Genomic DNA, 21,680 nt, shown 5'->3' on the forward strand with positions numbered 1-21,680 from the left:
GCCTTTATTGTTTCTATTTATTTTAGCCTATAATTAAATTCCTGTTTTCCTTCTCTCCAACGAAACACCTGTTCTTCTACCCCTTTTGTCCGATCGTGCAACCAAAGCAAAGCTCCGGCAGGCACATCATCATATTCCAGATAATCATGCTCTGCAACTTTCACTCCTAATGAAACCCAACCCTCTGCTCCACATTGATACAATAGTTCATAACAGTCACCCGGGCTAACGTAATTGTCGTCATTACGCGGCACATAGATAATTCCTCCAATTTGTGTTGGAGTTTTCAAATCAAGCATACAAGGGACATTTTCTTTTCCTGATTCATAACGTGTCAAATTTTTCCCATCAAAAGCTTTCTCTATCGAATATTCCTTTAGATTAGACACAGGCGGAGCACATGCTTCTACCCAACACTCCAACTTTCGACTGTAATTATTATCTGCATAAATTGTTATTTCTGCCATATTCAACCGTTTTCCCCCAGGTGGGCATACCCACATGTAACGATATTTCTGCATTGCAGAAGCCAATAAACGACATTCCCGATTATAAGTACTGTCACAAACAGAAACTGCCAGCAAATCTGCACTTTTAAGATCAGGAGTGTTATTTCCAAAGAAGCGCACGCCATCCATTTCCCGCATTTGTTTTACCCAGTATTGCGTCAACGGATGTTTCCTTCTTAATCGAATACTTTCCCGCTGCATCGTATCCGGTACAAAAGAAAACACCGTACCGTCTATTTGAGGCATGAAAGGGTACCCACTCTCTTTCCAGCCTGTTGCAGTCCGCACCAACGGTTGGTAAATCTGTCCTATTTCTATATTTTCCACCCAAACCTCTTCTCTACGCCGTTTATACTCACCGATAGGTACCCAGCCATTCATAGAAAAAACACCAACCAATCCCACTCCAACATCACTTTGAATTCCCGAAACCCGCACCTCATTGGCAGGATAATACTCTGTAGTTACATCTTTAAGCAAATATCCAAAAATAGAAGGTTGCTCTTGTGATACAGAAAAGGCACGATAAACCTTCCCTTTACAGCGATGATTCACCCACTCACGCGTCACCCCTGTTCTCTGCAGCTCAGTAGGAATAAAATGCCCGGTCGTATCACGGAATACATTCCAGCTATGGGCTAAAAAAGTATCCGGCGAATAAATATAGCGATCTACAGCTACCGGTATGCCCAATGCCCTTAACAGATAGACCAAAAAATCCGTCTCTTCCCGACATGTCCCGATGCAATGCTCCAGAATAAAAACTCCCCCGGCATGTGGAAAACTAAAATCATTATTATAACAGAAGTTCATATTACGCTGCAAATAAGATTGTAAACTATCCACAGCAACCACAATATCTGTCCCCTGATAAAGAGAGTCCAGCACCGGCTGAAAACGCTCCCGATATACACGCCGCCAACGATCAGGAATCTCGTTACCCACCCAATAAGGAAGCAAGTAATTACAAAAATCTTCAAATGGACAATATTTATCCCAGCCACGTTGTTGCCAAGCTTCAAAGGCTAAATCTATATTTTCTATCAGGTAATCCGCTGTTATCACCTGCGCATCATACACCTTTTCCGAGTCTACATAAGAAAAGATACGCCATTTATCCCGTCGCCTACGTTCCATAAAACCTTGTTGACGGCTGGTTTCAATCAAAGCCTGCCGCACACTGTCTATTCCAGCCCCCCGATAAGAATGACGGTCTTTCATGTGAATAAGAAGGAATCTGGCAGCTTCCAATTTCAAAGAATCATCCCGATAGTGCAACAATACTTTTTCTAACTCCGTACGATTGTCTCCGGCAAAAATCAATGTTTCCTCCAGACAACGTTCCTTGTCAGAAGCACAACTTCCCAGATACACACATAAGAAGAGAAAAAGATATAAGTTACTTTTCATGTTCATTCTGCATTTCCCATTATCTTTAAAAGCAAAGGAGAAACTTTTGCATTGCAATACACAGTTATTGTTTTATTGAAATGCTCAGGATGTTCTGCCTTATAACTCACATGAAGATCAACAGAACCACCCGGACGTACAGGCTCTTTATCATATTCTACCTTCGTGCAACCGCAAGATGTTGCAACTGCGTCAATCACCAATGTATTATCACCGGTATTTTTCAATACACTATCCTTTCCCAAAAGAATTTTCATATAAAGTTCCTTTATTTTTCCATTCCTGAATTAACTGAATGATATTATTCTTTTTACTTTCTTTGCAAGAAAAGAAACAAAACAATATCAATAATAAATAGAAATGTTTCATGATATGACTAAAAGTTACTGTTTAAATCTATAAATGACAGTCTCATCAACATCAGAAGCATATCCGACAAGACACCCTTCGGTATCGATATTGATAAAATCAACTGTTTTCTCCAATGTATACTTTACTCGGCACTCTCCATGGCAATCATAGACCTCAACAATATTACCAAAATCCTCTCCATTTCTCGATTTTAAACAATAGAATAAACCCTCATAAGAAGCAACAGCGACATAATAATGAAGCAAATCATTATAACTTTCAAGTTCAGATTGATCCTTATCACTACCCCAAACAACCATAGGCTTTATTTTATCATTAACAATAGAATATAACTCTATTCTATCCATATATTTATAAGCAGCAATAAAGGTTGAATCAGATATGCATTGAACAAAATCAAAAGGAGTATACGACTCTTCTGCCTTTCGAACAGGATTCTTGTACGAATCTAATATTTCATTTTTACCCAAATCGGCTATTTCCCATGATGAGGATTCATACTCATCTATTTTCATTAAGTATTTATCGCCTTCTATTTGAGTAATAAACGTAAAAAGTTTGCATACACCATCTTCACCATTATATAAAGGAAGCTTTTTAGAAATCCATAATGAGTCCTCTCCTATCGTCAATTGCACAAGCTTTCTACTCATCAAATCATACAATAAGACATCCTCTGATACAGCATCCCCACTAAATGCACTAACAAACTCATCAGGGCCTTGCCCAATTTTTCCATAACCATATAGTTTTCGGCAATTCGGATAGGAGTAAACCGACAAAAAATTATCCGTTGCTTTATAGGTTATAAAACTGATATTATTAGCATTAATCTTCCATCCCTGTAAAGAATAGGTATCTTCTATTTTCATAGAATCCAATACCTGCAATTCAATCACAGTATCAAAATTTCTTTCCTTCTGTTGAAAACCAACATATTGCCCTTTTGTTGTGCAACCAAAAAGAAAAATAAATAACAATAGATATAAAGTACTTATCTTCATAGAATTCCCTTCTTCAATAGAGGAATAGATATCTTATATCATCTATTCCTCTAACATACAACCTATTAATCATTGACAATTATCCGCTTTCTTGTCTGGAGCATTAGGAACTGCAACCATACAACAATCATACACACGGCCAGAATTAGACGTAATTACAGTTTATTTCATTAATCTCAAGGAACACTGTAGATATATATAACATCCTCCCTATCTTGACATACAGCATATAATTTACCATCTGTAGAAGATTTTACCAGACAATTCACAGGCTTATCTAATAAATAATGGGCTTTCGGAGCACCTTCCCAATCCCAAATTTCCAAAACTTTCCCTTCTTCTTTATCTGTTAAAACATAGATATAATTCTCATCCGCATAAGGGTAGGAAGAATAATATATAGTTTTTTCTTCTGATGTATCCTTTTGCGACGATTCAAGCATGGTCTCTTTCAAAAGTTCTCCCTTAGAATTATAAATTCTACAAAGTTTTATATAAGCATAAAATGCTGCAAATTTATCACCTTGAGGATTGGCAATCGTTAACTTATTATAGACAAAACAATTCAAGTCATCTTCCTTTTTTTCTAATAAACCTTCCGGATAATTGCCAAAATAGTGTACCACTCCATCTTTGTCAAGCAAAGCATACTCACATTCCTCCTTATCAGAAACAAAGCAATAACTATCATTCTTTAAAAAAAGGAAACGATTCAGTCCTCTTTGATCTACCTCCAACTGTTTAGCAGAAACCACTTTAAAACTGCCTATCGAATCTACAGCCACTTCTTTCACCTTATTCGATGCTATTTCAAATGTTTTAAAGCCAGATGACATTTCTTGAAATGTCCTATCAAGCATCAAGAAATCATCAGGTCCTTCTCCTCTACTGCCAGCCCTAAACAAGTAACTACATTCCGGCAATTTCCAAAAAGAGAACATAGTATCGCTTCTCTGTTGATATGCCACCAACATATTATTTGTAATAAACAATCGGGTCACAGACAATAAAATCGGAGGAGTAGAAATACTATCTGCTTTCAATTCTTTTAGTGGGGGAAACTGTTCTGCCAGTTTCCCCTTAGACGTACATCCCTCCAATAGAAAAAAAAGAATAAGGAGAGATGTGAAAAGTATATAAATTTGCTTCATCATTAACAATGCGCCTTAACGCTTCCTTCTAATAACCAATAAGGTTCACACTCACTACAAATCCAAGCCCAAAAAGCCAATGAGCCAAAGCTTCCACATTAGCTAACATCAAATCCGACATAGTGTCTACTTTCTGATTAGCATAGACACCATAACCTGCAATTGCCGCAAAAGCTGCAACAAAAGCTATTTTCACAAACTTCTTCATTTCTATATTGTTTCAAAGTAAAAATCTATTCAATTAACGATATCAAGTACACTTATGCACAGTCAAATTTAAGATATAAATATCTTATTAGAGTACATTTCATGCTGCACTATCGTAACAGCAGAAATCAGTATCTGTTTTTCATTAAAAATTTGTATCTTCGCCAAGCTTCTAAATTTTAGGGGTTACGGAAGAAGTATAAGCAGCTTTTCATGTTCATTCTGCATTTCCCATTATCCTTAAAAGTAAAGGAGAAACTTTTGCATTGCAATACACAGTTATTGTTTTATTGAAATGCTCAGGATGTTCTGCCTTATAACTCACATGAAGATCAACAGAACCACCCGGACGTACAGGCTCTTTATCATATTCTACCTTCGTGCAACCACAAGATGTAGCAACTGCGTCAATCACCAATGTATTATCACCGGTATTTTTCAATGTGAAAACTACTTTTTGTTCTTTTTTCCAGCCAAAATTACCTAAGGATAAGAATGTACTGTCAATGCCAACTTCTGTCACTAAACCCGTATCTTCATTCATCTGTGTAAGTTCTTCTCCCTGAATAATCTTTAAATATAAATCTTTAACTTTTGAATTATGAATAGGATTTCCAATTGCTATAATCTTATTATCTCTATCTAACAAAAAAGTCTGGTACTCCATTTTAGAAGGAAACTGATTCAATATATTCAACGAATCTTTTTCATCAATGCAAACTGGATAAACAAACTTTTCAGTTCTTAACACACTATATACCTCCCGATTCTTTTTTGGAGCAAAATAATATAAGAACTTAACTGAATCACCTTTTATAGAATCAACCACATTCATAAATTTCTTCCAGTCCGATAACTGCAATTTACAACTGGTACATCCTATGGTATCAACATACGTCACAATTTTGTATTCACCCCCCACATAAAAAGCCACAGTATCCTTCCCCTGTACTGTAAAGATGGAAGTTGCAGGAAATTTAACTTCACGATTTATCCATTTCTCTAACAGATTTTCAAGCTCATTTTGTCTAACATCCATACAAGACAGCACAGACAAACTTAATATCATAATAACAAAATATTTCATCATTATTCTTTCAACATTAATTTTTCTATTTTTACTCTATAAGCCCATCTAGATTTAAATAAGCAAATTGTATTTCATCATTTAATACCATTATTAATCGATTTAGCTCCTGATCATAACAAAAATTACAAATTTTACGACCTATATTCAGCGTTTTAATATAATTTCCATCGAAGTCATAAACTTGAAAACAATTAGGAAATCCCTCGTCATCCCAATTACGTCCTCCTGCATAAGCCGCAACAATTCTGTCTTTACAAATCACTACAGCATCATAATAAACCATATCATTGCTCGTCTTGTCATCCCAATAAGGACCATAAATATTGTATTTCAAATTTCCGTCAAGGTCATAAATCGTCATCAAGTCATGATGAGCATAGCAATCAACTATTAAATTATGTTTTAGAGAAACTGCAAACTGACTACGCTTACGTTCTATTTTTGGATGCCCTTCAACTAATAATTCCATGTCTCCTGTCAACATATTCCACTTCACCAAAGATTGTTGAAAATATTTGCTTTCTCCGACCACTATGGAACGTGCAATGCAGAAAGTGTCATTCACATAAACAAATCTATCTGGAAATTGCAATTCTTTCATATCTCCTTTCAATTCAGGTCGGTAAAAAGGATTTTTCAATATACTGTCCACATTATAACTTAATATTTTCAATTTTCCATAATCAGGTACAAAAAAACGGTGATGCTCTTCATTAGGTACAATTACTCCCATATTCGTGATTTCATTAGGTCCCTCCCCTACATCTCCAACACCCATCAAATAAGAGAAATTATTCTTGTCAAAGACATAAATTAGCTTTTCTTCGGATTGAGAATCACTTATTAACAGATAATCATTTACGATAAAGGGTCGCGCCCAGCCTCCTATTAGAGGAGTATCTATAACGATCTCTTTCACCAGTTCCTTTACATCAATGATATTGGCAGAATGATCCTGTTTTTTTTCTATATTAGAGTTTTTAAAGCAACTACTCATAAAGAAAACAAACAGAACAAAATAGATAATATGTTTCATTAGAACAGATTTTTAGTATTATTTTAAGCTTCAACAGGACAGAAATCACAGCCTATAACAAGCTGATTTCTGTCCTTATCATATTACTATAGCAAACGACCAAAATGCCTATTGGAATATCCTAAGCACATTTTAGCAGCTATAAATATCAACTCCATTTCACTTCTCTTTTATTTGGATATGTTTTGTAACAATAGCATCCGGTAGTCCCACTAGTACATCCATTAGGACATCTAGGATCTACATGATATTCATTGTCAGCTAATGCTTCCACATTAGCCAGCATCAAATCCGACATAGTGTCTACTTTCTGATTAGCATAGACACCGTAACCTGCAATTGCCGCAAAAGCTGCAACAAAAGCTATTTTCACAAACTTCTTCATTTTTATATTGTTTCAAAGTAAAAATCTATTCAATTAATCATATCAAGTACACTTATGTACAGTCAAAATTAAGATATAAATATCTCATTAGAGCATATTTCATACTGCACTATCGTAACAGCAGAAATCAGTTTCCGTTTTTCATTAAAAATTTGTATCTTCGCCAGGCTTCTAAATTTTAGGGGTTACGGAGCATTCGGTATTCTATTGCAGCAACAAGTCGTTTGCCGTCTGCTCCTTTTAATAAATTATATCACTTCATACATCTTTTATGCTGTATTCCAATATAGGTTCATCCCGATTCACATCTGTAACATAAATCACTCCGCGTTGCTCATCTACCGATATACCATAAACATAATGATCCAATACATATTTCTTTAGTGGTTCACCATTCAAACTAAATACATAGATATATTGTCCACCATCCAGCTTCGTTCCTTTCTGTGCATTCCGTGCGATTTCCTGGAACGAACGCCCGTGAAAGACTGCATAAATAGCATTCTCAGTCACTTGTACATCACTGAATCCCATAATCCCCGTCGGAATACCATAGCCTTCAGAGACCTGAAATTCTGGCTCACCATGCGGTCCAATACGTACCACATGTGTACTGTCTTTCAGATTATAAATTTCAAGTACTTCCCCCAATTGAGTAACAGCAGCAAACACTCCATTTTGGGGATTATAATCAATAAAGCTACGCCATGCCTGAGCTAAAGCAGGACAAGCATTCAGCAAAGCATCTTCATTGGCAGAAGGTATAGTACCGAATTTATGCATCAGTTTCCCATTCCTATCCACCCTACAAAAACGGTTATCACCCGAATAATCGGGAATAATAAAAGTAGAGTCCTCACACATTACAAAATCCAGTGCCCGGAGAATATCTTTATCCAAATTCACTGCTTCCTGACGAAGCAATGAATCACCGGATAAAGCAAACTCAAACCTCGTTAATTCTGACTTATTAGCGTCTAATGTCCACCAAAAAGCCCCATTCCATCGAATATTTTCGGCAGAAAGCATATCTTGCGGTGCATCCCCACGCTTCCCAAAAGAAGATAAGTAATGAAAATCAGGATAGCTGAACGCATGAAAGAATAATCCGTTCCATGCAAATCAAGCACCACAGCCTTATCATTACCGATATGCAATCGGAAAGGATACCGGAACAATGCTGTATCCAATAGTATTGTTTTAGACTTCAGTTCTTGTTCTTGAGGAAAATCGGTATATGTATCTATAATGGAAACATCTGATTTTGATGCGCAAGAAGTGAACAGAAAGATAGATAAAATGCTAATAATGTAAGCTGTACGGAGAAGCATAAGTATATACCTTAACATGATTAAATGGACAATCGACCGAACCTGTACCAAAACAAAAACGATGACCGGTTTCCGGATCCGCCAATGCTTCTATATTCTCCAGTAACAAAGAAGACATTCTTGCAGTTGACTGTTTTTTATAAACATACCCTCCCATAGCAATAGCTATAACAACTATAAATACCAGAATCTTTTTCATGCTGTTTTTCATTATTATTTCAACGTTTATGATGTCGGCAAATGTAAAAAATAAAAAGATTCAAAAAACTATTTATGGGAGTAAAAAGAGGCGTAAAATTTCTTTTACCCTCCTCTTTTACACTGAAAGCAAAGCACTTATCATTTTTCAACAATCAAATAAAAGCCCAACTTATTTTCCTCATTTCTACCGGACACCAAATTTACATGAGACTTTTCACTGTCAAGCAATTTCCTAAGCAAGCTTACCGTCACCCTTCTTTTCTCATTGATACCGCAATCTTCCGCACTCCAACTGCAAATCTCAACTATCCGGTCGTTCGGCAAAAAATGGCTCTTTGCATGAACAAATGCAGATAGTAGCTTATAAAGCTGCATAGCACATTTCACCGTATTCTTATCTTCAAAAGTAAGCGTACCGGCTTCCTCATCGAACAGCACTCCAGCTATTTGATATTTTCTCTCTGAAATGCACATAACAAAATCATCTGAAGGATTCGTTTCAACATTATTTTGCTTATTTCTATTGTGTAAAAAGAAAAAAATAAGTACAGATAACAAGATTGCAATCATAACAAGACAAGACAGAATAGCTCTTCCGCCCCAATCGGCGCACAACCACAGGGACGGAACCGAAAGATAAGCCGCCAATGAAAGAAAATACATATCATCCAAGTAATAATCTCCCAATTTATACTTATCAGTCATAAGCGTCGAATCACCTGCAATAAATTTTTCGCCTTTCTTCTTGTCCGGCAGTTCCGATTGTACAACAAAAGCACCTGAACAATATGGCTTCATACTATCCAGTTCCTTTTGCCACAATTCATTCAGAAGAAGTACAGGAGGCGTATCCAATAAAAATAACACACGAGTCTTTAAGCCTAACATCCATGAAGCGGTCAGTCGCTTTACTTCTTTCAGCGAATCAATCTCCACCACAAACTCCCCTTCGGCTAAAACCATACGGCGCACTTTATTTTTCGTCTTCGGTTCACCTCCTTCATAATAGAAGGGTATCCCCAGTTTATCAAACTCCCGGTTCACCCAAAGTTCTGCAGCAGATTTCAGTGAAAGTTCTGCTTCGCGTTTACAACGTTCACGTCCTCCCACGCCACTGTCATACACCTGATAAACAAGTATTCCCAAGGTAAGAAGTAATAATCCGCATAACGCAAACAGTATTGATTGATAGTGTTTCATAGTAGAGTTAATCATTTCACTTTACAAAAGTACACAATCTATTTTTCACCAACAAAACATTACAAGAATCTTTTCATGCCACACTATAATATTCACACTATAGCTATACAAGAAGATATTTATAGAGTTCTCTCTTTGAAACAGCATTTAAATAATATTGAATTTGAATCAATAGAATTTATATCAATGTTATCAATGAAAAGAAAGTGTCCTTTTTAAAATTCCCCCAGCAGCTGCCAAAAATGATGCTATTTGCCTCATCAACAAAAAAGTCATATACCCACACATTCAATTTATATCTGGCCACTAAATTACCATCCCAATCCAACACGAGAATATTGCATCGTGATTCTGCATTAGCTATTCCCAATTTATCAGGATTCAGTAAATAAATATATCTGTCTGTCACAAAGGATTGCCCAAAGTGCCAATATCGTTCAGAAGCGTTTTTGGGTACAACCTTATAATTGCCCGTTTCGTTTTCCAAAAAAATATCATGGCATAGTTCACCTTCCTTATCGTAAATACGTACGCGGCGTAATTGAGAATAAACAACAACAAAAGCACTTTTATCAGGCTTCACCCATAAGCTATGCATATATGCCGTTTTAAATTCCCTACGTTTCTTAAAGCGCTTGTCATCCTCCGGATAGTCTCCTTTCGATACACATTGCCGTTTCTGGGTATTCATAATATGAAACTCACGCATCCCCGGAAAATCAGACATATCAGGATAGATATAAACATCAGGTCGCAGTTCCTGCACCGTACCTATGGAATAGGGTACTTTATTCGCTATCGCAAAAGAGGATGTTTGAATCAAAGAATCATTTTCCAGTTCATAAGCATCAACCTTACCTTGTTTTTCAACGTACAACTTCCCTTTCCCGATGGTTCTGGAAGCTCCGCCAGCTCCCTCCTGACTACAAATCAGTTGTAACTCCGGATAAGAATAAATACTCATCATACCATAATCACCAAAAACAAGCAACCTGTTCTCCAGTTTAAACAATTGTGGAAGCTTTGCATCTTCTTCCACAGCATACTCTTGTACAGTCATAACCGTATCAACAGGAAAAGATTGCTTGTAGCAGACCTGAACAGATGACTTCTCCTGACTACAAGAGAATAAAAGGCAGATAAGACTGCAAATAGTAATAAAATGTAGACCTCTATAATTCATACTTCACTAATACATAATCAGGATTTGCTCCAATAGCATACAGAACATTATTCTGGCAATCCGCGGCAATGCGCATTACTGGTATCCCTAAATCAACAATCTTAATAAGGCTACCTTCATAGTCATATAAAAAAACAGTATGAGGACATTTGCTCACATCCCGTCCAACAGTAGATTCATCCATTGGATCTCTGTCCCGATCCCGTTCCAAAGCTATGATATAGTCTTTACTCATACAAACTTCATAGATACCACCAACCGTATGATCAAAAATAATTTGATCATCAGCAACTTCATATTCATCTCCATCAGACTTCCGTTCCCATAATAACCTGAAGGTATCTCCTGTTTTTTGATAAAGAACTAAGTATGGGAAATTAAAAGAGGCAAATGCCAATAAATCCCTCTCAGGATTATAAGCAAAAATTCCACCAACATGCTGTTTTACTTCCGGTATAGGATATCTACCAAAAGTCGATGTATTCCCTTTAATGTTAGTTCTAAAATAGTCACTATCTCCATCATTTGTTATTCCTACAAATAGACCTTTCATCAGTTCCACCATAAATGGACGAGACAATTGTTCGGAATCAGATAATGGAACAAAAGTCTCCCTATTCAATACTAAACTATCTAATGACAAAAAGCCTTTCGTTTTTCCATTGGCATCATTAGCAAAAAAGCAATTATCAATAGCTATTTGATTAATTCCTCCTGTAATAAATTCCTGAGGCCCTTCACCTACCTTTCCCATAGCCCCTATCTTTCCACCTGTTTCTTTATCATGCACATGTACAAAATAATCACGGGCAAAAGGATCAGTCCAAACTAAATAATCACTGGTAACAATGAGACTACCCGGCATAGTAGTCACGATTTCGTCATCTAATAACGTATATGATATTTTTTCATATTGCGTGTTTTCTGATTTGCAACCAAATAAAAAGAAAATAGAAATAAAAAAACAGCATTTATTTTTCATAATATTCACATTTATAGTATCTATTCTTACACAATATTTATTCACCAAAAGTACGCAAACATTTTTTCATACAAAGTGCCATAGAAAGCCTTCATTATAGTTACGAAACATCATAAGAATAGAGATTATCTCCTACATCCATAACATAAAGAATATGGCATACTACGAAGCGCCTCTATTAATAAAAGATGATGATTTACTTCTTTTTATACAAGACACAAAAATAGCCCATAAGAATTAGAAAAGCACCAAACAGCGTGATTAAAAAGAAGATTTAGACAATTGTTCTATCCATTTGGATTATAATTCCATATTACCCGAAACATACTTGCTCCGTACCTTCTCCACTCCCAGGTACCTCTGAGTGGAGAAAGTGTGGAGTTGGTACGGAGCAAGTATATTCCGGGTAAGAAGCTGATATTTTAAGCAGCCAGCCAAAGTCAAAATCCTCCAACTACGCAAATCGCTGCAAACGGACGCAAAAATCACATTCATGAAGACAAACCGCCAAATTCATTTGGCAGAAGAAAATATTAATACATACCTTTACATCAGAAATAAAAGAACTAACTTAAAAACGCGACATTATGGGAACAATCAATCAAGGCATACTCGGAGGTTTCTCCGGAAAAGTGGGACCGATAGTCGGTTTTCGCTGGAAATCAAAATACTATATACGGGCACGGGCGGCCAAGGTCAGCAATCCGCGCACACCTAAGCAACAGGAACAGAGAGGCAAATTTGCCACAGCATTCAATTTCCTGAAGAATATCAAACCCTTTGTACGCATCGGTTACAAGGAATTTACAAGAGAGAGATCAGCATTCAATTCAGCAATGTCCTACATGCTGAAAAGAGCAGTGACAGGTGATGGAAAAGAAGTCAAGATTGACTTTGACCGGGTACTGGTATCCACCGGAAGCCTGATGCCGGTATTTGAAGGTACAGCCACACAGGACAGAGATAAAATGTACTTCGACTGGCAAGATAACAGCAGCATGGGAAATGCAGAAAGTGCAGACATAGCCATGCTATTGGTCTACAATAAAGACAAAGAGACAGCAGTTTACGATACAGAGGCTGCCTTGCGCTCTGACAGGCATGCCGAGCTATCACTTCCGAATGATTGGGAAGGGGATGAACTGGTAGCCTATCTCAGCTTTTGCAGTGCAGACGGAAATAGCATAGCCAACAGTATCAGTCTGCCAATCTCCACAACAGAAACAGCCTTACATACCCCAGACAGTAATGCTTCGTCCATCGAACTCCTCACGACGATGCCAGATCTTATCATCCCAGCATACAGCTTTGTCCCGGTTGAAAAGGATAAAATGGCCTTCGTTAATCACACCGCCGCACTTATCCATGTAGCCGACGGTTTGTTTCAGTCCCTTTGCAATGGTCGTTTCAAGATCTCCACGCTTTATTTTCAGTTCCAGAACGATGCGCTGAAAAGGCCCTCCATAGCCATCAGTCAATGGCTTCGTTATCAACAGGTCCGTACGTCCACGGCCTAACCCATATTCGCGATCGATATATCCACCACCATTCACAACACGTTGCAGGAAGGCTTGCAAAAGAAGCTGGGGACCGCTTTCCTTATAATCAAAACGTTCTATCCACGAGTCAGCATTTTCGCGGAAGAATTGCTGAAAATCAAGGAGAAGTTTTTCCATATTGATGCTGTTGTCAGGGTTAATGTACCAAGCGGCCTGCTGGACAAGTGTCTGCTGACGTGCCCATGTCAGTTCACGGGGAATGATCTCTTTGTAAATGGCATTGGCAATCCGTAGTGGCTTGTCGCGAACAATCAACCCCATATCCACGACATACTGGATATCGTCGTCGCGCAGATGCTCTTCAACGTCTCCGTCTTCACCAGCCAGGATAGGAGCGATAACATTGCGTACACGATCTTCGCGTAACTTGTCAATCAGAATATCAATGTGCGTATCACGACGATAAATGATACGCTCTTGTGCACGGTATATCATTTCGGGAATAATGCGGATGGTGCGGTCACGATTCTCCCGCATCTCCTCAGTCACCTCATAGCCCAATGCATTGACCAGCCAAGGCTGGCCTTCGGTTGCCTCCCAAATCATGGGAAAGCAGGAGTCATCAAATTCTTGTCCCGTAGCAGCAGTATGTTGTAGATAGAGTTCGTGGATTTCTGCACGCGAAAAGTTACCCAAGTGCAAGGACTTAGCTTTGATGTTGAAAGCTGACCCTCCGGTAATGATGTCCTGATTGGAAGTCACAATACGATAATCACGTACATCGCGCACACCGCAAAGAATAATACTTTGCGGAAAGTGTTCCGGGCGCTGATCATAGCCGGCACGTATCTGACGAAGAACGCTGACAAGCGAATCACCCACCAATGCATCTATTTCGTCAATAAAAAGAAGAAGCGGCTTATCGAGAGCTTCGCTCAGAAGGCGGAGATAAGAAGTTATGAAGCCGTCTCTTTCTTTTTCAGCTGCCTCCATCACCTCATAAGGAATACGGTTATTCAGAACGATGGAAGCCCGGCTGGCAATGGCACCCACAAAGCGTTGTTCAACTTCGTGAATATTGTTACGATAGGCTTGTCCGGCTTCTACGTTAGCATAAACGACATAGAATTCCCCACGAGCATTCAAGTAATCACGGAGTGCCAGCAGACAAGAAGTCTTCCCCGTCTGCCGGGGAGCGTGGAGAATGAAATACTTCTTTTGATAAATCAAAGACTCCACTTCTTCAAGCTCAATCCGGGCAAGCGGATCAATATTATAATGGTCTGCAGGATTTATCGGTCCTGCCGTATTAAAGAACTTCTGTACTTTTCTCATCATTCAAGCCCATTTTTCAATTGTTACTTGCAAAGATAACGTTTTTCCCGAATAAACAGTCTGGACTGTTTATCATTTAGGCTTTGAGACATATGGACCAAACTCCCTGCACACAAAGAGTTAATTCCTTGTCAACAAGAAGTTAACTTCTTGTCGGCAAGGAATTAACTTCTTGCAAACAACTATTATTCAAGCGATTAAGTCAAAGGATCTAAAAAGAAGAGTTTACAAGACTCCCGCGTCAGTATCGCTATTCTGCATTTTCTTATTACTACTCTTATAGTCGCGACCGAAGTTGATGTTCCATGACAACGTAACGCAAATCATGCGGGCAACATCATCGATGTGATACTGATAACTGTATCCTGCATATTTGTTCCAGTCCGCCTCATTGCGTTTGTAATCCTTCTGGAAAGGATTGAACATACGCAGGCCGACATTCAACCGTTTCCAACGATATTGAAGATCAATTGCATGCGCTTCTTCACCAGTAGCCAGAACTTCGCCAAAGAAATAATCACTATTATGCTGAAATTCCACAGAAGCGGTGAAGTTTTTATACATAAAGGTAGCAGCGACGTCCCAACCGATGCTATGCTGTGTATGGCGAAAATCAATACCGTTACTCCAATATTTACGACTTTCGATGCTACCACTCAGTTGTAGCACATCCCAAAGCATACCTACACGTGCATCCAGGCCTACAGTCCAATCCTGGAAATTGGCATGATTAGCGTAACTATGGATAAATCTATCATCCTCACGATAAATGTGAGGCATGATGGCCTTGTCACGGTAGTTATACTGGTTACGCAATCCGACATCCCATTTGCCCTTGTTGTAATTCAGACGGAAAGTGGAACGATAATAAGAATAAGGCTTCAGATTCGGGTTACCACGTTCCGATTGCAGGGAATCAGTAAATTGCTCTACAGCACTTAACTGCGAAAGTGAAGGATTCATTGTGTTGACATTTCCGTTCAGTGAGATGCTCCATTGATCGTTGAAAGCATAAGTCAGGTTCAGGCGCGGATTCAAAGAATAAGTTTCATAATCTTCCTGCCCTATTTGCTGAAACCATGAACGGGTGACACCCATTCCGAGGCGATAGCCCAATTTACCCCATTTACCATTATACTGTGCATAAGCATAAGTATCGGCCTGCTTCATCTGCGAACTATACTGCAGCGTACCATTATAATCATTGTCCGTATATCCCTGGGTATGACGTACGCCTGCACTCAATTTTCCTCCATCTTTATAAGCTTTCTCATAAATACCTTCACCGATCAACGAATATTTTTTACCCCGTATCCCCGAATAGTAATCTACCACCGGTTCTCCGGACAACAATTCGGTATAGCTGCTACGATTCTTGGTATTAATATATGTACCCACCACATTGAGGGCCAGGAATTGCTTATGTTTCAGGTTTTTCTGAAAATAAATATCCAGATAAGGACTGAGGTTGCGGTCATGGTTCCACTCTTCACGGTCGGTTACGGAATTGGGAAATTCTTCGGTATGTAGTTTCCCTTTCATTCGCAAGTCAGGATCATTATAGTGAGAAAAGCCTACAGTAGCGTTCAGCATATACTTATCGGCCTCTTGTAAATTATAAGTTACAGCACCCCATTGCTGCAAGTTCTTCTTCTTGTTTGCCTCAGCATACTGGCTGCGATGGTACTGACTGCCATCTTCAAAAGTGAACGTTTCATTCTTATCGAACCATATCTCGTTGAAATATTGCAGGCGGTTACCGTAGTAAAAGCTGATTTCCGATTGCTTGAAATTCACTTTTCCTGTCAGGTTATGATTGCCAAAGCCACTCTTCAGGCTTTGCATACCATTGTAGCCAAAGGAACCTCCCACCTCATAACGGCGGACAATGTAGTTTACCACCGCACCTGCATCGCCATAACGCAAGCCCGGGTCTTCCTGGAATTCAACACGTATAACCTCTTCAGGCAACAGGGCGGTGACTTCCTCCTTTGTAGCTTTTCGCCCATTGATACAGAGCTGCACACTGCTACCGTCGGTCATGCCTACACTACCATCTATGCTATTGACACGAAGCCGGGGCAACATCAGATGACGCAACATATCTACCCCATTATTGGATGCACTGATTTGCTTTTTACTGGGAAATATCAATTTTTGGTCTGCCCGGCTCACCCTGCTGGAAGCGGTGACAGTTACTTCACCCAACTCTTGCGAAGCGTCTGCCAGAGTTAGCGTACCTACATCGGCAGTACGTTCAAAACCTTGGAGAGAAAGATATAACGGTTGATAACCGATACTGGAAATCACAAGCCGATAGTCTCCGGCAGCGATTTTCTGGAGTTTGAATTCACCTTTTTCACCAGTAGTAGTTCCGGTTACAAAGACAGAATCTATAGTTTGCAACACTACGTTAGCATAAGGAAGCGGTTGCTGCGCTTCATCCACCAGGTTTCCACTAATATTTTGTGCCACAAGGCTAATGTACGCAGCCAAGCACAGTATTGACAAGATAATCCTTTTCATTTCTTAATATATGATATACAGCAGTTTCGTATAACAAAGAAAAAATACTTCTGCAAATTCAGATACCATGTACCTGCACCCGATCCTTTGCATGGATCAAACAGCTTACCTACATTAAACAAAAAGAGGAAACTCTTGCGAAGTCTCCTCTTTTTATCTCGAAATTAGAGTATAACAAATTAGCTATTAACTCTTTTTTCTTTAATTCTTGCTTTCTTACCGGTAAGAGCACGCAGATAGTACAATTTAGCGCGACGAACTTTACCTACCTTGTTCACCTCGATGCTATCGATAGCCGGTGATTCGATTGGGAAAATACGTTCTACACCTACGGTACCAGACATCTTGCGTACAGTGAAACGCTTCTTGTCTCCGTGACCGGCAATCTTGATAACAACACCACGGTACAACTGTACACGTTCTTTGTTACCTTCGACAATACGATATGCTACTGTAACAGTGTCACCTGCTTTGAAGCTCGGGTGTTGTTTACCGGTAGCAAATGCTTCTTCTGCAATTTTAATTAAATCCATTGTTATTGTTCTTAAATTGTTTGATCGTTACAACGCAACATACCAGGCTTCTCTCTGGGTCCTGACAGCGATTGCGCGAAAGCGGTGCAAAGGAACGAATTATTCGGCAGATACACAAATAATTCGCTCATTTTTTACTTAGCGGCGATCGCCCGAAGAACGACGGGAAGTACCGGAGCTACTGCTTCTTGTAGAAGAAGAACCGCTGCTACGGCTGCTGTTTTCTGTAGATTTCCGCACACTGGAAGAACTGTTCTCTTTACGTTCCGTACTCGGCTTGGTAGTGGTGCTACGGCGAGTGGTATTCGTATTGCTTTTCGTTTCGCTGCTGCTATTGCTACGAGAGCTATTACTGTTGCTGCGGGAATCGCTATTATTGCGCGTACTGTTATCTGTTCTGCGCGTGGTGCTACTATTGCTGCGTGAGCTATTATTAGTATTGGTAGTAGCATTGCTGTTCGTACTTTCACGACGGGTAGTACCGGTAGTGGTAGAGCGGTTATTATTGGAACTGCTACGACGGGTAGTGTATACATCATCTCTTGCCGGTGCACGATTGGAACCCGGACGTACAGTTACAGAACCGAAATCCGAACGGCGGTGCGTAGTATAGGTTTTAGTATCACGGATGCGGTACGAACCGTTATAGAATGGATGCTTGTATCGTCCACGATAATAGCTTGTATTATTATGATGTGTACGATAGTGCCCGCCTGCGTATGTGCGGTAGTGATATGGACGGGGGAAGTAGAAATGATTGTGATTGGTATACGTGACATAAACACGGAAGTACCAACGGTTTCCACTGGTGTAGATGGGACGATAGAAATACTCTGCCTGTATAAAGCGGGCATACTGGCCACTGCTCAATACCCAACGGAGATCGTCATTGCGTACATCCAGACAATCATAATAACGATTGAGTGCCCACTCATTGCCATACAATACATCATCCATCAGATAACGTATGCCGGAAATGAAATCATAATTGATTTCATACACATCATTGTATTGCTCGGTGTTCAGATTCAGCTCATAAGCCATTTTATCGGTGAGGAAACGGGTTTCCTTACGTACTTTGCTATTACTCATAGCGTCCGTGCCTGCGCTGCAAACAGCAGTACTCAAAGTGGCAAGCAGGATAAATAATATTCGTTTCATGGTAGCGTTTTTTACTTAGTTCATGAATATCTATTCTTTGTTGAAAACAAAAATAGGGGAAGATTATCCCCTATTCGCTTGTTTCTCTCTATTCTTATATAGGGATTTCCCTAATCAATTTAGGACTTCGGGGAAGTTGCCAACACGATACCATCTCCTTGCAAGAGGATGAGGTGCTTTTTATAAAGATCGCCCACTCCTTTCTTAAAGGTCTTCTTACTCACCCCAAAGGTAGAGTAGATTTCATCTGCCGGACTTTTATCATTCAATGCAATCCGTCCGCCATTATCCTTGATGTATTGCAACAGGGTTTTCGAAAAATCGTCTATCTTCTCGAAACCGGGTTTCTGAAGTATCAGGTCTATCTTACCATCTTCGCGTACCTGCTTAATGAAAGCTTTCACCCGGTCGCCCGTATGCAGGGACTGGAATATTTCACTATCATAGAGCAAACCGCTGTACTTATTTTCAATGATGGCCTTGAAACCTAAATCCGTCTTTTGCCAGATCAGTATATCCACTTCATCTCCCGCCTCGTAAGGGGCAGCCTCCTTGGAAAGATAGCGGTCCACTTTGGCAGAAGCTACGATGCGGTAGCTTTCATCATCCAGATGGGCATGAACGACATACTTCTTCCCAACCTGCATCTTCATCTTTTGTTCACGGAAAGGCACGAAGAGGTCTTTCATCAATCCCCAGTTCAGGAATGCCCCGTACTCGTTTACCCATGCCACTTCCAGACAGGCAAATTCGCCCACCTGCACCAGCGGGGTCAGCGTAGTGGCTACAAGGCGTTCCTCGTTATCCAAGTATATAAATACATTCAGTAAGTCTCCCGGCTGGCAACCTTCGGGCACATAGCGTAAGGGAAGCAGGATTTCTCCGTCTTCACCACCATCCAGATACATGCCAAACTCTACTTCTTTGACTACCTCTAAGACATTGTATTTTCCTAATTCGATGCTCATAATTTCTTTTCCTTTGGGGGCAAAGGTAATGCAAACCGAAGGCAGTACAAAATAAGGCCGCTTATTTTTAATGCCAGGAGGCTGCTTATCTTAGCTTTTGAGCAAAGATAAGTATAAGGAATAACTTTTCAATCTAAACCATAACTTTTTTCTATGAACAAATCTCTTGGAAAACAGTTATTTTTGTAGCGTGAAATCAGAAATGAAGAAAATAATATTCACCTTTAAATACATAAAAGTTATGGAATTTCTAACAAACGAAAAGCTTACGATTGTAGGAGCAGCCGGTATGATCGGTTCTAACATGGCACAGACTGCCATTATGATGCATTTGACACCAAACATTTGTCTGTATGATCCTTACGGCCCGGGCTTGGAAGGTGTAGCAGAAGAAATGTTCCACTGCGGTTTCGAAGGACTGAACCTCACTTACACTTCTGATATCAAAGAAGCACTGACAGGTGCCAAATACATCGTATCTTCGGGTGGTGCTGCCCGCAAAGCCGGCATGACACGTGAAGACTTACTGAAAGGCAACGCCGCCATCGCCGAGGAATTCGGTAAGAATGTAAAGGCTTACTGTCCGGATGTGAAACATGTAGTGGTAATCTTCAATCCAGCTGACATCACCGGATTGATAACCCTGTTGTACTCCGGCCTGAAACCTTCACAGGTAACTACCCTTGCCGCTCTCGATAGCACCCGCTTACGCAGCGAACTTGCCAAGCATTTCCATATTTCTCCCGACAAGGTGGAGAACTGCCGTACCTATGGTGGGCACGGAGAACAAATGGCTGTTTATGCTTCCACTGCCAAAGTAGACGGTAAACCTTTGTTGGAAATCATCGGTACTCCTGCTCTCACTGCCGAGCAATGGGCTGAAATCCAGAGCAAGGTAACCAAGGGCGGTGCCAATATTATCAACCTCCGCGGACGCTCTTCTTTCCAAAGCCCTGCATACGTATCCATAGAGATGATTGCCGCTGCTATGGGTGACAAACCGTTCCGCTGGCCTGCAGGTACCTATGTACACAGCCACGGCTTCGACCACATCATGATGGCTATGGAAACAGAAATCACCAAAGACGGCGTACATTACAAAGAACTGAAAGGTACTCCGGAAGAAGAAGCTAAACTGAAAGAAAGCTATGCACACCTTTGCAAGCTGCGCGACGAGGTAATCGGAATGGGTGTACTTCCTGAAATAAAGGATTGGAAAAGCATCAACCCGAATATAGACTAATTATAAGAAGACATTCCCCCTTACATGATGACCTATAAAATGTAAGGGGGATTTTTCTTTTATTTTTTCAGAAATCCTTTGGCTGTATTAAAAAAACTATTTATCTTTGCACCCGCAAACGAAGAAGGTGCCATAGCTCAGTTGGTAGAGCAAAGGACTGAAAATCCTTGTGTCCCCGGTTCGATTCCTGGTGGCACCACTTTTCGAAAGCAAGTATCGGAATGTAGCGCAGTTGGTAGCGCACTACGTTCGGGACGTAGGGGTCGGGCGTTCGAGTCGCCTCATTCCGACACAAAAAAGGTCTGATTCTCAACAAGAGTTAGACCTTTTTTGTTATATATCGGTTCACAAAAG

General features: G+C 39.8%; 16 protein-coding genes, 2 tRNA genes and 3 pseudogenes. 4 read left to right on the forward strand and 17 right to left on the reverse strand.

Going from position 1 to position 21,680, the window contains the following annotated elements; genetic code table 11:
* Positions 1-17 precede the first annotated feature (17 nt).
* The 13 genes and pseudogenes from DWW10_RS00530 to DWW10_RS00590 all read right to left on the reverse strand — a co-directional run bounded on the left by DWW10_RS00530 (position 18) and on the right by DWW10_RS00590 (position 12,061).
* Positions 18-1,919, reverse strand: coding sequence for a transglutaminase-like domain-containing protein (locus DWW10_RS00530; RefSeq protein WP_147350447.1), 1,902 nt, complete (start codon positions 1,917-1,919; stop codon positions 18-20).
* A 2-nt stretch (positions 1,920-1,921) separates the two neighbouring features.
* A pseudogene (locus DWW10_RS00535) lies at positions 1,922-2,146 on the reverse strand (DUF1573 domain-containing protein); the annotation flags it as partial.
* Between the two features lie 156 nt (positions 2,147-2,302).
* The gene (locus DWW10_RS00540) at positions 2,303-3,295 is read right to left on the reverse strand and encodes a hypothetical protein (RefSeq protein ID WP_022393928.1); all 993 of its coding nucleotides are present in this window, start codon (positions 3,293-3,295) and stop codon (positions 2,303-2,305) included.
* A 176-nt stretch (positions 3,296-3,471) separates the two neighbouring features.
* A complete protein-coding gene (locus DWW10_RS00545) occupies positions 3,472-4,449 on the reverse strand; it encodes a BF3164 family lipoprotein (protein ID WP_022393927.1) in 978 nt (325 codons plus the stop codon).
* Positions 4,450-4,528: 79 nt separating this feature from the next.
* A pseudogene (locus DWW10_RS00550) lies at positions 4,529-4,654 on the reverse strand (NVEALA domain-containing protein); the annotation flags it as partial.
* A 216-nt stretch (positions 4,655-4,870) separates the two neighbouring features.
* Positions 4,871-5,740, reverse strand: coding sequence for a DUF1573 domain-containing protein (locus DWW10_RS00555; protein ID WP_118420689.1), 870 nt, complete (start codon positions 5,738-5,740; stop codon positions 4,871-4,873).
* A gap of 31 nt (positions 5,741-5,771) precedes the next feature.
* A complete protein-coding gene (locus DWW10_RS00560) occupies positions 5,772-6,779 on the reverse strand; it encodes a 6-bladed beta-propeller (protein WP_022393924.1) in 1,008 nt (335 codons plus the stop codon).
* A 148-nt stretch (positions 6,780-6,927) separates the two neighbouring features.
* A complete protein-coding gene (locus DWW10_RS00565; RefSeq protein WP_118420623.1) occupies positions 6,928-7,164 on the reverse strand; it encodes an NVEALA domain-containing protein in 237 nt (78 codons plus the stop codon).
* Between the two features lie 258 nt (positions 7,165-7,422).
* Positions 7,423-8,495 (reverse strand): annotated as a pseudogene (locus DWW10_RS00570) (BF3164 family lipoprotein).
* Positions 8,467-8,694: an NVEALA domain-containing protein gene (locus DWW10_RS00575; RefSeq protein WP_022394036.1), complete on the reverse strand. Its 228-nt coding sequence runs from the start codon at positions 8,692-8,694 to the stop codon at positions 8,467-8,469. Before DWW10_RS00575 ends, DWW10_RS00570 begins: the two are co-directional and overlap by 29 nt.
* Positions 8,695-8,834: 140 nt before the next feature.
* Complete coding sequence (locus tag DWW10_RS00580; RefSeq protein ID WP_118420690.1) at positions 8,835-9,896, reverse strand: hypothetical protein; 1,062 nt, start codon at positions 9,894-9,896, stop codon at positions 8,835-8,837.
* Between the two features lie 178 nt (positions 9,897-10,074).
* Positions 10,075-11,079 (reverse strand): BF3164 family lipoprotein, encoded by a 1,005-nt coding sequence (locus tag DWW10_RS00585; protein WP_022394034.1) that lies wholly within the window; start codon positions 11,077-11,079, stop codon positions 10,075-10,077.
* A complete protein-coding gene (locus tag DWW10_RS00590) occupies positions 11,069-12,061 on the reverse strand; it encodes a TolB-like 6-bladed beta-propeller domain-containing protein (RefSeq protein WP_022394033.1) in 993 nt (330 codons plus the stop codon). Before DWW10_RS00590 ends, DWW10_RS00585 begins: the two co-directional genes overlap by 11 nt.
* 587 nt (positions 12,062-12,648) lie before the next feature.
* On the opposite strand from DWW10_RS00590, the gene DWW10_RS00595 reads away from it, so the two are divergent.
* Positions 12,649-13,578 (forward strand): DUF6266 family protein, encoded by a 930-nt coding sequence (locus tag DWW10_RS00595; RefSeq protein WP_259320393.1) that lies wholly within the window; start codon positions 12,649-12,651, stop codon positions 13,576-13,578.
* Positions 13,579-15,120: 1,542 nt separating this feature from the next.
* On the opposite strand, the gene DWW10_RS00605 is transcribed toward DWW10_RS00595, so the two are convergent.
* The 4 genes from DWW10_RS00605 to DWW10_RS00620 all read right to left on the reverse strand — a co-directional run bounded on the left by DWW10_RS00605 (position 15,121) and on the right by DWW10_RS00620 (position 20,083).
* Positions 15,121-17,421: a TonB-dependent receptor gene (locus DWW10_RS00605; protein ID WP_022394031.1), complete on the reverse strand. Its 2,301-nt coding sequence runs from the start codon at positions 17,419-17,421 to the stop codon at positions 15,121-15,123.
* A gap of 179 nt (positions 17,422-17,600) precedes the next feature.
* Positions 17,601-17,954 carry a 50S ribosomal protein L19 gene (rplS, locus tag DWW10_RS00610; protein WP_022394030.1) on the reverse strand — a complete coding sequence of 118 codons (354 nt, stop codon included), beginning with the start codon at positions 17,952-17,954 and terminating at the stop codon, positions 17,601-17,603.
* Between the two features lie 138 nt (positions 17,955-18,092).
* A complete protein-coding gene (locus DWW10_RS00615) occupies positions 18,093-19,115 on the reverse strand; it encodes a hypothetical protein (RefSeq protein ID WP_022394029.1) in 1,023 nt (340 codons plus the stop codon).
* A 119-nt stretch (positions 19,116-19,234) separates the two neighbouring features.
* A complete protein-coding gene (locus DWW10_RS00620; protein ID WP_022394028.1) occupies positions 19,235-20,083 on the reverse strand; it encodes a CvfB family protein in 849 nt (282 codons plus the stop codon).
* Positions 20,084-20,324: 241 nt separating this feature from the next.
* Here DWW10_RS00620 and DWW10_RS00625 point away from each other — a divergent pair, with 241 nt between their 5' ends.
* The 3 genes from DWW10_RS00625 (at position 20,325) to DWW10_RS00635 (ending at position 21,616) form a co-directional block, all read left to right on the forward strand.
* On the forward strand, positions 20,325-21,326 hold the full coding sequence (locus DWW10_RS00625) for a malate dehydrogenase (protein WP_022394027.1): 1,002 nt from the start codon (positions 20,325-20,327) through the stop codon (positions 21,324-21,326).
* 126 nt (positions 21,327-21,452) lie between these two features.
* A tRNA-Phe gene (locus DWW10_RS00630) sits at positions 21,453-21,525 on the forward strand.
* 18 nt (positions 21,526-21,543) lie between these two features.
* Positions 21,544-21,616 (forward strand) — tRNA-Pro (locus tag DWW10_RS00635).
* Positions 21,617-21,680 lie beyond the last annotated feature (64 nt).

The organism is Bacteroides intestinalis, assembly GCF_003464595.1.
Classification (GTDB): domain Bacteria; phylum Bacteroidota; class Bacteroidia; order Bacteroidales; family Bacteroidaceae; genus Bacteroides; species Bacteroides intestinalis_A.

Coding starts and splice junctions, on each gene's coding strand:
- DWW10_RS00545 (WP_022393927.1), bottom strand. CDS start 4,449: ATGATGAAGCAAATTTATATACTTTTCACATCTCTCCTTATTCTTTTT.
- DWW10_RS00540 (WP_022393928.1), bottom strand. CDS start 3,295: ATGAAGATAAGTACTTTATATCTATTGTTATTTATTTTTCTTTTTGGT.
- DWW10_RS00595 (WP_259320393.1), top strand. CDS start 12,649: ATGGGAACAATCAATCAAGGCATACTCGGAGGTTTCTCCGGAAAAGTG.
- DWW10_RS00565 (WP_118420623.1), bottom strand. CDS start 7,164: ATGAAGAAGTTTGTGAAAATAGCTTTTGTTGCAGCTTTTGCGGCAATT.
- DWW10_RS00560 (WP_022393924.1), bottom strand. CDS start 6,779: ATGAAACATATTATCTATTTTGTTCTGTTTGTTTTCTTTATGAGTAGT.
- DWW10_RS00580 (WP_118420690.1), bottom strand. CDS start 9,896: ATGAAACACTATCAATCAATACTGTTTGCGTTATGCGGATTATTACTT.
- DWW10_RS00585 (WP_022394034.1), bottom strand. CDS start 11,079: ATGAATTATAGAGGTCTACATTTTATTACTATTTGCAGTCTTATCTGC.
- DWW10_RS00620 (WP_022394028.1), bottom strand. CDS start 20,083: ATGAGCATCGAATTAGGAAAATACAATGTCTTAGAGGTAGTCAAAGAA.
- DWW10_RS00575 (WP_022394036.1), bottom strand. CDS start 8,694: ATGAAAAAGATTCTGGTATTTATAGTTGTTATAGCTATTGCTATGGGA.
- DWW10_RS00625 (WP_022394027.1), top strand. CDS start 20,325: ATGGAATTTCTAACAAACGAAAAGCTTACGATTGTAGGAGCAGCCGGT.
- DWW10_RS00590 (WP_022394033.1), bottom strand. CDS start 12,061: ATGAAAAATAAATGCTGTTTTTTTATTTCTATTTTCTTTTTATTTGGT.
- DWW10_RS00615 (WP_022394029.1), bottom strand. CDS start 19,115: ATGAAACGAATATTATTTATCCTGCTTGCCACTTTGAGTACTGCTGTT.
- DWW10_RS00555 (WP_118420689.1), bottom strand. CDS start 5,740: ATGAAATATTTTGTTATTATGATATTAAGTTTGTCTGTGCTGTCTTGT.
- rplS (WP_022394030.1), bottom strand. CDS start 17,954: ATGGATTTAATTAAAATTGCAGAAGAAGCATTTGCTACCGGTAAACAA.
- DWW10_RS00605 (WP_022394031.1), bottom strand. CDS start 17,421: ATGAAAAGGATTATCTTGTCAATACTGTGCTTGGCTGCGTACATTAGC.
- DWW10_RS00530 (WP_147350447.1), bottom strand. CDS start 1,919: ATGAAAAGTAACTTATATCTTTTTCTCTTCTTATGTGTGTATCTGGGA.